Here is a 14,463-nt window from a genome sequence, read left to right as displayed (position 1 = left end):
CTATATTTTATAAAGTAATGAAGTGTTTGCTGCTGTTTTGAGCTTTTGATTGTGGTTGCATCAGGCTGTTAAGCTTGGCTGATTGCGGCTGCAACTTGGCCCAAGTCTGTAAAGTCTGTGGACTGACCGGATTGGCCATGGGGTTTAAAAACACAGGGACTGGACGCTCAACTTCATCGTTGTAGCTGCTGGTAAACAGACGTACCCGATTCAAGCAAATTTTTTCAAATTCAGCGCGGAAAATTGCAAATTTTTCAATTCGTTCGGATAGCTCAGGATTTTGTTGATGCATACTCGCAATGACATCTGAAATACATTGCCAAAATTCAAGTTCACTATGCTGTGGAAAGTCTTCTAGAAAGACCGCACAAATATAGCGGTAATGCACCATAAATAGCCCAGTGAAAATAAACTGGCTGAGTTCCTGTGCGCTATGGCGCAATAAAATATGCGCTTCTTCTGGCATATCGGCAAGTTCAGGAAAATCCTCATCGACTAAATTGATATCGTCAATAAAGTCTTTAAGAACCAGTTTTTTCGGTATGCCGCATTCATGGATTAACATGCTGTTTTCACCGTGCGGAGAAAATGCCAGACCATATTTGTATAAACAAATCAACAATGGGGTTACACAGACTTCCGCAAATTGCTTTAACCAGTGTAACGGGCTGAGTCCGGAAGCTTGAATCAAGACCGTCAAAATGGACTGGCCGCTGTGATCACGATGCAATAAAGCGGCTTGCGATAATGCGGCTTGACCTTGCTTGATCCGTGAACTGACACTTTCACGCCACAAACAGCCAAACAGTTCTTTAAACTGATACGGTGCACCTTCAATTTGGTCAAAACATGGCTGTTGAATGGTTAAAGTTGCAATCTCTCCCAAAAACTCTACACCGGTGGCGTGTAACTTTGCATCTTCAGTCTGAATCTGTTGCAGCCAAGCCGTTACCGCCGGCGCAGCAAGATTACGTTTTGATGGCAGACCACGATAGACTGCGGTATTAAAAATACTCAGCGGTAATTTCACATAATGTCGTTCTGGGTGACTGGTATTACACAGTGTGCGAATTGATTGCATTGGCACATAATCATCCTGACCGATATCAAGCGCGATAATGTGCTGATTGACAATTTCATTGGCATAGGTTGCAACCAACCATTGATGCCATTGCCATGCATGTACAGGAATGAGGAAATAATCTTCTGCTAAAAGACCTTGTGCCTGCAATTGCTGAGTAAAAGCGTGCAACTGTTCAGCACTCAGCTCATGTCGATATAAATCTTTGGCTGACCACGCGGCGGTCGAACGGTATTCAGCAAGTTGCTGATGCACAGCTAACCATAACACTTTGACCGTGGGTGAAATCTCCGGTGCTGCACTCAAATAATCATCATAACCAAAGCCCATGCGTCCTTTACTCATAATCAGCCAAGGATGACCACGCAGCATGCCTTCAATTTTATAATGCGGTTGACTTAATACGGCTGTACTTGGCAAGCGCTGATCATTCATCAAATGTGCTTCTGCCAGCCACGTATTGTTCATTTCCTTGATTAAATAGGCTTTGGTAAAGGGCTGAATCTCGCTTTGATTGGCAAAGGCACGCATAAAGGTGTGTAAATTCCACGCAGCATCGTTGTCAATTAAATCGCCCGCAGAATTGCAACAGCGTACCGAACCGGCTTGAATATGCCAGTGTCCCAATCGGTATTGAAAGCCTTGAAATGAGTAGGATTGATCATCCAGTTGAAGCGCATAATGACCTTCTTCTAAAGCATTCACCTGAATAATTTCTTCATATAAAAATTCCGCAATGGCCATTTCAATTAAACGCTGTCCCGCAGCACGCCATTGTGGTTGGTTCACTTGTAACTTGGCAAAATTCACAGTATTTTCTCTAATTTTTGAAGTGGAAGCGCGGCTTGCGTCAAATGTTTTTCAGCGTTTGGCTGAGATGGCTTAACAGGATTGATCGAACTTTTGCCATGACGCAGCATCGCTTGTCCTGATGTGGATAAAAGCTGCATATAAGGATTCTGCTCTGGCTTAAAAGATTGGAAGCATTGCTGCTGATCACTCAACTCATACAGTGCATAGCCCAGCAGTTGATTAATAATTTTTGCTGCACGATGCGCTCCCAATCCCAAGTCAGGTGTACCCACACCATGGCTATGCATTTCTTGATTTTGTACATAGATTTCTCCCGCGGCCTTATGCTTGAGGCGATAATCTTCGGTTATTTTCCAGCGACCTTGCGCATCGGTCTGAATCAGTGCATGTAAATGGTGCATAAAATCGAACCGTGGCGTCTGATAACCTGTTGCCGCGACCACAACATTTGCATCCAAATAAAACCGTTGTGCGGTTACTTTATGTTCAAAAATAAGGCGAATCTGTTGGTTGAGCACCTCGGCATGAATCAAATTGCTTTGACTGTGCAAGAAGGTCTGCTGTTTCGCGCCTGCAATACTGTGCTGATAGAGTTTTGTATAAATATCACGAATGGTTTTGGCGCTAATTCCTTTATAGAGCAACGCCTGCTGCTGCAGTTGCGCTGCTTTTTGTGCCTCATCTAATTGATAAAAATGGTGGGTATAATCTGGACTAAAATGCTCCAAACCTAAGGCGCTATATTCCATTGGAAAAAATCCATTGGCGCGTGTCAGCCAATGCAATTCAAATTGAGAAATGAGACGCTGATCATCGTCATATTGACGATCAAACAGGTTCATAAACACTTCCGCTGCAGATTGCCCTGAGCCCAAGACAACCACATTACCGGTTAAATTAGACAATGGCGTGGTTAAGTAATCTGCTGAATGTCGGCATTTTTCAGGATAATCCTGTTGGATTTTTTGTAGGCACTCGGGTACATAGGGTACATTGCCCGAACCAATAACTAAATTTTGACACAGATAACGGCTGCATTGCCCATTCTGTTCGACCAGCACTTCAAAACCATGCGGCTTGGCATGGATTGCAGTGACAGATGAGCGATACTGAATATGAGACAATTGATCTGCAACCCATTGGCAATAGTGGTTATATTCACGCCGCGGAATATGCAGTTGCTCTAAGAAGTAGAATTTATATAAGCGTTGCTGTGTTTTTAAATAATTTAAAAAACTAAACGGACTGGTCGGATCAACCATCGAAACCAAATCGGCTATAAAAGGCACTTGCAGCACAGTATTCGGCAGTTGCATACCTGCATGCCAGTCAAATTGCGCTTTTTTTTCAAAGATTAAATAGTCTAGATCGGTTTTGTTATGCAATAAACTGGCAAGGCTGAGATTAAAAGGGCCCAGTCCAATGGCAATAAAATCAAGCATAGCGTGCATCCTTTTGTAAGATGCACAGCGGATTTGGCAATGCCACATACACTGACTGCGCTTCAAGCGGTGCCATCAGCTCATCCAATTCACATAAACGGGTTAATAAATTACCCTTATAAGGCAAACTGGGTGAGTGTAATAATCCCTTTAATAAACTGCTCTGTGGATATTGTTGCAAGAGCGCACACAACTCATCCTGTAGGATGTGCAGTAATTCTTGCTCTTGAATAAAGCCTGTCGCCCCAATCGCATTAATAATGCCAAACAAGGTATTGCCAAAGAAATAATAACTAAACTTTTCATCAACAAAGGCTTGAGAGCCTACGGCCTGTGCTTGTTCGGATAATGCTGGAAATTGTGCCAGTACTTGGGTGGCCAATTCTTCGATGTAATAAAAGCCTTGATTATCACGTAACCAAAGGTATTTGGGCATGCCTTGTTCTAACTCAATCAAGACATTTTGCTGATGTGACTCAAATGCCATACCATGCTCATGGTACAAATACATCAGCGGGGGCAGACTGACCGCTAAAAATTCTTTAAACCAGCTTAATGCAATATCATGCTCATCTGTTTGCAGTGCATTGTTTTTGATCATGGCAAATAATGAATTAAAACGATTAAGTGCTTGAGTAGGATGGTCTTGGCACAAAGAAGCGATACAGCTCACTTGTTGCGCAGGTTGAAAAGGCTGATCCCGAAAAATACAAATGGTTTCGTTCATCATGTGATCATTAATATTAAGCGCAATCCATGCTGGATCATTCAATGCTTTTAAGCTGGGACAATGTTGCAGAATCTGTTGACCAAATTTGCTATGCCAAAGTCGATGGCTCATTTCACCCCGATAACATTCTTTGGCTAAATTGACGCGCAATGAATTGGTGATCATCACCGATAATGAGGGCTTAAACATCCATGGTGCGGTAAAAGAGGCCAAAGTACGCACTGATGTGGTCGGAGATAAAAACCACGCTGTTTCACCTAAGTCGAATAATTTGCGCTTGATTTTTAATTCTTTAAACCATGGTTTGGTTTGCAGATAACGTGCTTGCCAAGGATGTAAAGGCAATAATTTATAATCCGGATATTGCTTTAATCGTATGTGTTCACTGTTATTTAAATGCGGCAGTATTTGCTGTTTAAGCTGCAGGGAAATCGCCTGATTCAAGGCTGAACCTTCGGCTATAAACTCAGGCGAAATAAGCCAATAATGCAACTGCGTTTTCCCTTTGGCTTCAGGGCAGTAGTGGTTCCAATCCTCATGCACAAAGCCCAGTCTACTTTTGGGTGCAGGATGCATGCTATGACCTAAAATTAAGGCCTGTTCAGTATCTAAAAAATTTTGTTCAGCTGCAATTAAATGATTAAAATCTGGCTCACGACAGCTTAGAAAATATTGTAATGCATCACGACTTTCTGCCCAACGTTGTATCAGTGAGGTTGCATCAAGTGTAATTTTAGAGGCTTGTACCAAATCTTCAAGCAGTAGCGTGACGATGCTAATCGGACTGAAATCTCGCAATTGCCCCTGACTCAATACTTGAGGAAGCTGCGCGATACGATGTCGACCGACAAGGCTGACGTAAGACAGCGGAATTAACAGTTGCGCTTGAATGCTGTTTAACTCAATAACCAATAACGTCGAACCATGGCTAAGCGTTAATTGAATCGAATCTTGTTGATATTTTTCTAGCAAAGTACCTTTGCCAGTTTCTTGTGCGTATGCATTGACAAGATGCTGCATCGCTAGGCGATTGGCAAGCGCTTTCATCTGACCCTATCCCCTTGTTTTAGATTTGTGCAAACCCTGAATATACGTATTTGTGTTCAATAAAATTGACGCATAATTCATTAGAGTAAATATAAATAATTTCTCTAATGATAATCGTTATTATTATCAATTGCATCTTTTTTATATAAAAATATAATAAGAACTTCGCAGATACAATCAGTTGCAGGATTAACAAACAAAACCATGCACGATTGGATGCGACAATAGGCCAGAATTTATCAGGCACAAATTTGTTTACTACGTAGTTCAATAGAGGATTTGGATTAAAGATATCCAACGAGATAGACCGTCATGCAATGCTTAAATTGAAGCTTATAATCACAGCATAGGCTATAAATGGGCTGATGAAACCGGTTTGACACGTGGGACGAAGTACAGCGTTAGGCAAGCGAATAGTTCTGGATGGCACGCATGAAACACCGCATCAGGCCCACACAGAAAAACCTGCGATGATGGCTGCTAAATCTCTAGATTTAACCTGAGTGATTGATAAAAGGATTAAGTTTTCTCGTCGAATATTACTCAGGTTGGCGTTTAATACCGCAAGTGTTGCTGAAAAAGTTGAGCTTGGTATGTCAGCCAATCACTTGAAATGGCTGTTTGATGCTGTTGTAACGTTAAAATATTTGATGTTATGAAAATAGACTATGATTTTTTATCGGCTATAAAAAACCATCCACAATTTGATCGTTTTCTGATTTTTTGCAACAGGTCCACTCAGTAATGTAAATTTAAATGAGCAAAGATCATCAAATTCAGTGGAATTTATAATCAATTGAAATTAAAAAGTAGATATATTGAAAGTAGATTAGTCACGTAATGCTATATTTACCTGTTAAAAAACGCATAACAGATAAAATCGGTACTTAAAATAAGTACTGAAGTAAGAATATTTAAAAATTAAGGAAATGAGTTTGTCTAGCCCCAATCAAGATATCTACAGCCTCAATCCATCCCAAGTTTGGTCGGGCTTTAAAAGCCTCCTGCCGATCTCATGTTTTGTCGCAATTTTTGGCGGCGCTTTTGGCTTGGCGGCCACTCAAGCAGGGTTAGATAACAGTTCAATTGTATTAATGAGCACTTTGGTCTTTGCCGGCGCCTCACAATTTGCCACTTTAGAGTTGTGGGGAGAACAAATCTCACTGGTGCCTTTAGTGATCACTGTTTTCTTTATTAATGCGCGCCATCTCTTAATGGGCGCATCGCTTTATCCTTGGCTGCGTCACCTACCGCCGATTAAACGCTACAGTACTTTATTGGTCATTTCTGATGCAAATTGGGCCCTTTCTCTGCAAGCATTTAACCGCGGGGAATCCGGCATGGGAATATTGTTTGGTGGAGGAATTGCACTTTGGTTGTCTTGGGTGCTCGGTACCTGTCTCGGTCTGTATTTCGGTAATGTCATTCATCATCCAGCAGCCTTTGGCTTAGATATGGTCATGGCCTGTTTTTTACTGGCTATGGTGGTGGGCGGGAAAAAGGATCTGCGTATTTGTGTGATTTGGATGATCGCTGCTGCAACATCATTGCTGGCCTATTGGTATTTACCTAAAAATAGTCATGTGGTTGTGGGTGCAATCATTGGTGGAGTGGTCGGGATTTTTTGGAAAGAGAAGCAGCTATGAATCTAGAACTGAGCACCGCTTATCCATGGATGATTATTTTGATCATGGCCATTGTCACTTTGGCCACGCGTTGGGGTGGCGTTGTGATCATGGCCTATGTTCCTATTAGTGAACCGGTTCAACGTTTTATCACTGCAATGTCAGGGTCTGTTTTGGTTGCACTTTTGGCCCCCATTGCGCTTGAAGGTGATCACGGTGCGCGTTTTGCACTACTCACCACGGTAATATGTATGTTGGTCATCAAAAAACCTTTATTGGCCATTGCCGCAGGGATGTTCGCGGCAGCAATGTTTCGTTATTACTTCAATTAAGTTAAGGTTTAAAAGCGAATGTCCTATAGACCCATCTACTCTTCACTAAGCAAATTTTAGTCGTATAAATCCAGCCATCTTAAAAACCACAGCTTTCATATAGGCTCAGCCTCTACTCTCTTTCCATGTGAGTACTTAATGCAGCGTAGTTAACGTCAACTGTTGCCAGTGAGCTACAACATGTGCATGATGGCTAAAGCATCAATTTTAAATGTCGTTATAGACAAAATGGGCATCGCTCTGAGCTGCTGATGTACGCTATAGCGTACAAGCATTCAAGCCATTTGCCTCTAGGTGATTTGTAGGAAATTTATTATGCTGGCCATATAGAGAACAGGATGTTCCGCGAATAACAATAAAACATCAGTACAAGGAAAGTCAGATATGACAGGAGTGATATCTAAGCAACCCATACGAAGAACCCCGACAGGAAGTCGGGGTTTTTTTATTGTCTATTTTTAGCGATGAATTGGCCTGTAATCCGCAGCCAAAAGACAGATTAAAATAATAAGTACGTTGAAAGTGGCTCAATATAATAAAAAACGCTTAAAACAGAGGCCTAAAAATTTAAATTCATCTCTAAATCCTCTAATTTCATTTAGAGCAACAACGGAAATTGATAGCATTGTGCATAGATCAAAGCGGCAATCAGTACACACGCCACACTGAACCAAAGCAGATAAATCTGAGCAGCGGACCACGGTATTTGCCAAGTAATTTTAGCTCTGCTGCTTAACCACTCTGTGACACTAATGGCCACAGTCAGCCATAATGCACCGACTAAAAAGCCGCCCAGCACATCACTTAAATAATGTTCATTTAATACAATTCGACTTAATCCCACCAGTATCGACAATAAGACTGCGATGAAAAATAGATGTACTTTTCGAACATAATTTTGGCTAAAACGAATAGCCAAATAAGCGATAAACCCATACAAGGCAATGCTGATGGTGGCATGTCCACTTGGGAAAGAATATGAGCTTTCAAGCAGTAAACCACCACTTGGTCGCAGGCGATGAAATAACAGTTTACTTAAGAAGGTAAATATAGAACTGCCTAAAGCAGAGAGCAGTAATCCGATTAAAATATAAGGTTGACGAATGATGACGCATAGCGCACAGACTAAAAACACCACCAAACAGGCAATTGCTGTGGAAGCTAAACTGGTGATCAAGATAAAAAAATGCACGATACTGGATTCGCGCAGCATATTCATCTGTTGTGAAACAAAATGATCCATGGTCACAATTGTGTCCGAAGTGACCACATCTTCAACCAAGCCACTGAACAAGGCGAAGATATAACCCATGACTAAAATGAATAGGGTCAGCGGTAAACCGTTAAAATATTGGCGTTGCAATCGTCTGAACAGAAAATGAGAAAATTTTGGATAATGCTTTTTGAATTGAATGAAGTGTTTGTTTTGTCTCACATTCTGTTTAAATTTAATCCAATAGCGCATCGCGCGGGTAAATGGTTGCTGAGCATAATGCAGCATGGCATACGGTAACAGCCACAAAAGAACAATCAGCAATAACAGTACAATACTCAAGATGAACAATTGCTGATTTTCTTGAACAAGTGCAATCATGGCTGAAATATTATCCTTTTAGAGCTGTTTTTTAGGTCTACTCAGTTCAAATTATATTGAAGTGAGCAGACAGTCATATTATCTATCGTCAATTCCCCTCACCCTTCAGCCTGTTTTAAAGCAGCTTTAGGGCTAAAGTGAATACACAATAAAATAGCCATCAAGAGCACAGCGGATGCAGTAAAGCGGCTTAAGTCTAAACCACCCGATGTCAGCGGTTTATCGAGGAAGTCTCCGACCACCGCCCCCAAAGGACGTGTTAAAACAAAAGCACTCCAGAACAATAAAGTCCGCGAAATATGCGTAAATTTATACAGCAGCACAATGATGAAGATCAGCACGACAAACAGCACAATGCCGCCGCTATACCCCAATCCCAAAGTATCTGCTGACCAATCGCCTAAAGCGGTACCTAAGGTTTGAGAAAAGGTAATGGTTAACCAATAGAAAACTTCTGCTCGTGAATAATTCACGGTATGCGGTGAAATACTTCCTTCCACTTTATACCAGCTCAATAAAGACAAACAGACCAGACCCAGCAATATACTGGTTCCACCGACATAACCAATACCCAATGATCGATCGACAAAATCGGCCAATGTGGTACCCACAGTGGTACTGGCAATAATAGTAAACCAATACAAATAAGGTCGATAAGATTTGGCGCTAATTTGGAAAAATACCAAGACGATAAAAACTGCGGCAAAAATAAAGGTACTGACCAAGTAGCCTAAATTTAGAGACATAGACAATGCATCTCCGCCCGTTTCACCAAAGGTGGTGGCAAAGATTTTAGTGATCCAGAAAAGTAAGGTGATTTGAGGAACTTTAGAAAGGTGATTAGCCATATTGTATTGTTGTTGATTCATCAGTCTAACTCACGCGAGATCTTTTCTAAGATGCTAAAGCAATTTCATTAAGCTAAACTTAAAATTAAATGATGTTTTTTTGTTATTCATTGAAATCAATAAATGACTGAATTTGCGGATTAACTTTATCTAACAATACGCCTAAAATCGCTACTACCCAATTAAACTGTTGATTCTGATTTTAATTTATTGGGTGATAATGGTATTTTTTAATTTAATTTTAAGCTTTAAAATTCACACTTGATGTTCAGCATTTCTGATCGTCTAAGCATGCTTAACCCATGTTAAAACTTAAGCAATTGATGAGCAAAAGGATATATTAAAGGACTATATTCCATATCAATATCTAAAATTTAGGAAAAGTAATGCACAATACCTATCCAAAACCGATAATAATAATTCACTGGCTAACATTGCTTTTAGTGGTCATTGCTTATTTGAGCAGCGGAAATCCAACCAACACAGGCTTACTGGGGCAAGTTCATGTCACATGCGGCCTATCCATATTGATTCTCTTTTTCATTCGCTTAAGTCTTATTGTGATCTATCAGAAAAATATTCCTCAGAATGAGATCATTAATCAGTACCAAAATAGATTATTTAAAATAGTCAGATTGATGCTGTATTTAAGTTTATGTATCGTTCCAATTGCCGGTTGGCTGGCGTTATCGAGTCTGACTGAGCATTTTAAAATAGGCTCGGTAAACTTACCGCTTTTAAGTAGCGTCAGAGGTGTTAATTCTATTGGAGAATTACACCAATTCTTAGGCAATGCTTTTATTGCACTGGTTGGTTTACATGGCGCTGCTGCATTAATCCATCATTTTATTTTCAAAGATCATGTATTAAAAAGTATGCTTTTTAAAAGAGATAAATGATTTAGATGCATCGCTTTAAAATCGCTGTTTTACTTTTTAATCAAGCCATGCTCTGCTTGGTTTAGCTCAAGCAGAGCATGGCTTATAGACAATAATGTGGGCGTCTTTAGATTAAAAGATGAGTACCCGATAGACAATCATTTTTAGGCCACTGCAGTATTAAACAACGAGCCAATCCACGCACTGAATAACATAGCCACAATTCCCCAAAGCATGACCCGAATTGCACCTCTCCAAATACTGACACCGCCTGCATAACTGGCTAATGCACCCATAATTCCAAGGCTTAAAACCCCAATAAGCATGACACCTTTGGCTAAATAAGCATTGGGCAAAAGCAGAATTGAAAGCAAAGGAAATAATGAACCTACAGAAAAGGCAACGGCTGAAGAGGATGCGGCAAGAAATGGCTGCGCAGAAGTATGTGCTGAAATACCAATTTCGTCACGAGCATGCGCATCTAACGCATTGTGCAGGGTCAATTGTTTGGCCACATCTTCAGCTAAGCTAGGCGTTAAACCGCGTTGGATATAAATATTCTTCAGTTCTTGTAGTTCATGTTCAGGATGAAGCTTTAACTCACGCGCCTCCATCTTTAAATCACTCTGCTCTATATCTTGTTGTGATTTAACCGAAATATATTCACCGGCAGCCATGGACGCTGCTCCAGAAATCAATCCTGCCACGCAAGTGACCAATAACGTTTGCGAAGAAGCCCCACTGGCGGCTATGCCCACCACTAAACTGGTGACAGAAATAATTCCATCATTGGCCCCTAATACAGCAGCACGTAGCCAGCCTGAACGTTCAATATAATGTTTTTCGATATGATAAGAATGACGCACAATATAGTCTCTTTTAGCTGTGACATTAATTCTGTTAAATTTATTTTATCTGTAAATTATAATCGATCTAGAGCTTATTATAAGCGCTGCATCACGCTAAATTCTTAGTATATTTTGCCTTAAAATAGATAACAGTGATCTGATCCATCACAGATACACCACTGATGCCAAATACAGCGCTACTTTTCTGCACTTGGCATCAGCCGGATTAATCCATTTTCACTTTAATTCAATCAGCGAACTTTAAAAAACAAACCGCAGTCCTGCCCCATATAGCCAGCCTTGATCCGCAGCCGCGGCATCTTGCCATGGCGTAGCCTCATTGCCCTTGTTATATTCATAAGCAATATCAATATAAGGCATAATTTTCTTACTGATTTCATAGCGTGTTTCAAGCCCAAGCATCGCCTGACTTAGACCTGTTTTTTGCGCATATTTAGAGGCATCATTGAACAGCATATGCATTTCTAAATACGGTTTTAAAATCAGCTTTTGCGTTAAGAGTACATCACGCTCCGTTTCTAAACTTAAACCGACGAAATCATCTTGTCCTAGATATAAATATGCATCAGTTTCAAAAAAATAGGGGGCCAGACCATGCAAGCCAACAACTCCACTCAGCGTTTCTTCTATATCTGTAGATTGATGATCCAGCTTTACTTTTTCCGAACCATATCCCAGACCGGCCTGTATATCCCAGAAATCTGAAATCATTCGGCTATACAATACTTTGGCATCATATTGGGCATATTCGGCTTGGTGCTTATCCATATGCGCTTGAATGACGATTTTATGTTCATCGCTACCGATACGCGTTTCCAATTTTGACTTAACTGTGCCGCTGCCATTTTCATCGCTCAGCCATTTATTGTCGACGATGGTGCTGCTGTAAATCTGCCCACCATGTTCTTTACGATGATCATGTATCTGCTGAGAATCCATCGCTGGCTGTGCCTGCGCTCGTGCATGGGTTGAATGCTCAGGCACGGATTGATCTGCCAAATGAGTAGACATGGCAGCCTGCTCAGACATCAAATGATGTTCATCTTGCGCCATAGCCCAGTGACTGATGAGCAACAATACACTGCTGAATACCGATTTAGAAAAAAGCTTAATGCTGCGCATGTGCATCTCCTTTCATTTCAGTATTCGTATCGATTATATGATTTACACGGGGATTCGGATTTTTGATTGCTGAATGATCGATAGCATGAATAGGCGTGGTGGCTAACTTGCCATCCGTGACATTGGCCACAATCAATTTATTCATCATGCCGGCACTCATGTGATAGAGCAAATGACAGTGAATGGCCCATTCACCCAGCTCATCGGCAGTCAATAAGGTGGTTACCGTTTCACCCGGCGCTACAATCACCGTGTGCTTATTGGGCATATCCACAGCGGCTTGCCCATTTTCAAGTTGCATAAACATGCCATGCAGATGCATGGGGTGCGCCATCATACTGTCATTGATAAACTTCAACCGAATCCGCTCACCAAATTTAACTTTTAGGGATTCAGCATCATTGAATTTCTTGCCATTGATGATCCAAATATAGCGCTCCATGGTGCCACCCAAACGAATCACCAATTCACTTTCGGCATCTCGGGTATCTTTTTGCGGCTTTAACGATTTTAAATCACTGTATTGCAGTGCTTTATTACCTTTGGGGGTCGATGCATTGGCCCAGCCCTCGACCAGCTGATCATTTTTTTGCATCATGGCTGAGGTTGGATTTGTATGCTGCATTGCATCGCCATCCATGTTCATATTGTTATGATTCATTTTTGAATGATCTAACGGATGCTGCGGCATCTCTGTCATTGAGCCGTGCCCCATATCCTGCATGCTCAGAAGCGCACGTGGCCGAGGTGCAGGCAGATGAATACTCGGCTTGCTTACGCTAAGTGCATTCTGTAAGGTGGCAATGGCATAACCTGAACGATCAATCGACTCCGCCTCAATCTGATAATGCGCTTGTTTTGGCTCGACAATGACATCATAGGTTTCTGCGGTACCGATACGGAACTCATCCACAGCCACTGGTTTCACCGGCTGGCCATCGGCACTGACCACGGTCATTTTTAAGTGCGGAATACGCACATCAAAAAAAGACATCGCAGATGCATTGATGAAACGTAGACGAATTTTTTCATTGGCTTGAAACAGTCCTGTCCAGTTTTGTTCTGGAGTCTGACCATTGATGAGAAAGGTATAACCGGTGACATCGGACAGATCTGTTTTCAACATGCGCATCTGATTCCACATTTTGCGCTCAGACCATGTCGCTTGTAGCCCATCCCGTTTTACTTGCTGCCATACGTCAGCCAAAGTCTCACGCTGATCCTGATAGTAGTCCGCAGAAACTTTTAAGTTGTTCTGAATCTGCGCACTGCTTTGTTGATGAAAATCAGACAGCATGACCACATAATCACGATCCGTCTGTTCATGTGCAGCCAAAGGTTTTTTATCTTGAGGATAAATCACCAGCGCACCGTACAAACCATCCTGTTCCTGACCTTTGGAATGGGCGTGATACCAATAGGTTCCGCTTTGACGAACCTTAAATTTATAGACGAATTCTTTATTCGGGCTAATCCCCGTAAAGCCATTAAATCCCGGCACCCCATCCATAATTCCAGGCAAGAGCAAGCCATGCCAATGAAGCGAGGAATCCTGATTTTTGAGGTTATTTTTGACCCGAATAATGGCATCATCACCTTCTTCAAACTCAAGTAAGGGTGCAGGAAATTTGCCATTGACCGTGATACGTTTGACCGACTTTCCGGTCACATTGATGCTACTTTCATCAATGACCAATTGGTATTCTTTGACCGCTGCAAAGCCCCATGTAGATGACACAAGGCACATGCCCGCAAGCAGACTTTGACTGAATTTAATAGACATAGCTTAATCCTGTAATTTAAAAATAATATTTTAAAAATAAAGATTAAACTTTGGGTGGACGAAGAATTTCCTGCGCGTAGCCGACAAGATGTTGCGCCTCATAAAGGCTAAATCGGCTATTATTTTTATATTCTATGGGAGGCATGACAAGCGTAAATGGCTGCACGGCTAAACCGAAAACCAGCGGCTGACAGAGCACCGAACCACAATCCGCACAGTGGTGATGCTGCATGTGCCCCATATCTGAAACAGAGATACACGTTGGAAGTGCCGGCTGCTGATTTTCAGCACGCACTTTC

General features: G+C 41.5%; 11 protein-coding genes and 1 pseudogene. 3 read left to right on the top strand and 9 right to left on the bottom strand.

Annotation, left to right across the window (positions count from 1 at the left end; genetic code table 11):
- Window positions 1–7 precede the first annotated feature (7 nt).
- Genes SE27_RS12455 through SE27_RS12445 form a run of 3 tightly spaced genes read right to left on the bottom strand, consistent with a single transcriptional unit; the run spans window position 8 to window position 5,113 of the window.
- Window positions 8–1,891 carry an IucA/IucC family protein gene (locus SE27_RS12455; protein ID WP_052251763.1) on the bottom strand — a complete coding sequence of 628 codons (1,884 nt, stop codon included), beginning with the start codon at window positions 1,889–1,891 and terminating at the stop codon, window positions 8–10.
- A complete protein-coding gene (locus SE27_RS12450; protein ID WP_081406919.1) occupies window positions 1,888–3,336 on the bottom strand; it encodes a lysine N(6)-hydroxylase/L-ornithine N(5)-oxygenase family protein in 1,449 nt (482 codons plus the stop codon). The genes SE27_RS12455 and SE27_RS12450 overlap by 4 nt, the downstream gene beginning before the upstream one ends.
- Window positions 3,329–5,113: an IucA/IucC family protein gene (locus SE27_RS12445; RefSeq protein WP_039624097.1), complete on the bottom strand. Its 1,785-nt coding sequence runs from the start codon at window positions 5,111–5,113 to the stop codon at window positions 3,329–3,331. Before SE27_RS12445 ends, SE27_RS12450 begins: the two co-directional genes overlap by 8 nt.
- A 935-nt stretch (window positions 5,114–6,048) precedes the next feature.
- Here SE27_RS12445 and SE27_RS12440 point away from each other — a divergent pair.
- Together SE27_RS12440 and SE27_RS12435 are read left to right on the top strand one after the other, a co-directional pair.
- Window positions 6,049–6,759: an AzlC family ABC transporter permease gene (locus SE27_RS12440; RefSeq protein WP_039624262.1), complete on the top strand. Its 711-nt coding sequence runs from the start codon at window positions 6,049–6,051 to the stop codon at window positions 6,757–6,759.
- A complete protein-coding gene (locus SE27_RS12435) occupies window positions 6,756–7,070 on the top strand; it encodes an AzlD family protein (protein WP_039624096.1) in 315 nt (104 codons plus the stop codon). The genes SE27_RS12440 and SE27_RS12435 overlap by 4 nt, the downstream gene beginning before the upstream one ends.
- 598 nt (window positions 7,071–7,668) lie before the next feature.
- Here SE27_RS12435 and SE27_RS12430 read toward each other — a convergent pair.
- Both SE27_RS12430 and SE27_RS12425 read right to left on the bottom strand, forming a co-directional pair.
- Entirely contained in the window at window positions 7,669–8,664 is a 996-nt protein-coding gene (locus tag SE27_RS12430) for a phosphatase PAP2 family protein (RefSeq protein WP_039624094.1), read from the bottom strand.
- Window positions 8,665–8,762: 98 nt separating this feature from the next.
- On the bottom strand, window positions 8,763–9,533 hold the full coding sequence (locus SE27_RS12425; RefSeq protein ID WP_039624092.1) for a COG4705 family protein: 771 nt from the start codon (window positions 9,531–9,533) through the stop codon (window positions 8,763–8,765).
- A gap of 365 nt (window positions 9,534–9,898) precedes the next feature.
- Here SE27_RS12425 and SE27_RS12420 point away from each other — a divergent pair, with 365 nt between their 5' ends.
- A complete protein-coding gene (locus SE27_RS12420) occupies window positions 9,899–10,411 on the top strand; it encodes a cytochrome b (protein WP_039624090.1) in 513 nt (170 codons plus the stop codon).
- 143 nt (window positions 10,412–10,554) lie between these two features.
- Here the strand turns inward: SE27_RS12420 and SE27_RS12415 are convergent, their stop codons facing one another.
- The 4 genes and pseudogenes from SE27_RS12415 to SE27_RS14060 all read right to left on the bottom strand — a co-directional run.
- On the bottom strand, window positions 10,555–11,256 hold the full coding sequence (locus SE27_RS12415; RefSeq protein ID WP_039624087.1) for a VIT1/CCC1 transporter family protein: 702 nt from the start codon (window positions 11,254–11,256) through the stop codon (window positions 10,555–10,557).
- Between the two features lie 243 nt (window positions 11,257–11,499).
- A complete protein-coding gene (locus tag SE27_RS12410; protein WP_039624086.1) occupies window positions 11,500–12,381 on the bottom strand; it encodes a copper resistance protein B in 882 nt (293 codons plus the stop codon).
- A complete protein-coding gene (locus SE27_RS12405) occupies window positions 12,368–14,164 on the bottom strand; it encodes a multicopper oxidase domain-containing protein (protein WP_081406918.1) in 1,797 nt (598 codons plus the stop codon). Before SE27_RS12405 ends, SE27_RS12410 begins: the two co-directional genes overlap by 14 nt.
- 43 nt (window positions 14,165–14,207) lie before the next feature.
- A pseudogene (locus SE27_RS14060) lies at window positions 14,208–14,463 on the bottom strand (hypothetical protein); the annotation flags it as partial.

The organism is Acinetobacter harbinensis (assembly GCF_000816495.1).
In the GTDB taxonomy this organism is placed as follows: Bacteria; Pseudomonadota; Gammaproteobacteria; order Pseudomonadales; family Moraxellaceae; genus Acinetobacter; species Acinetobacter harbinensis.
Note: the sequence above shows the minus strand (reverse complement) of the source record. Positions and strands in the feature narration are given on the sequence as shown.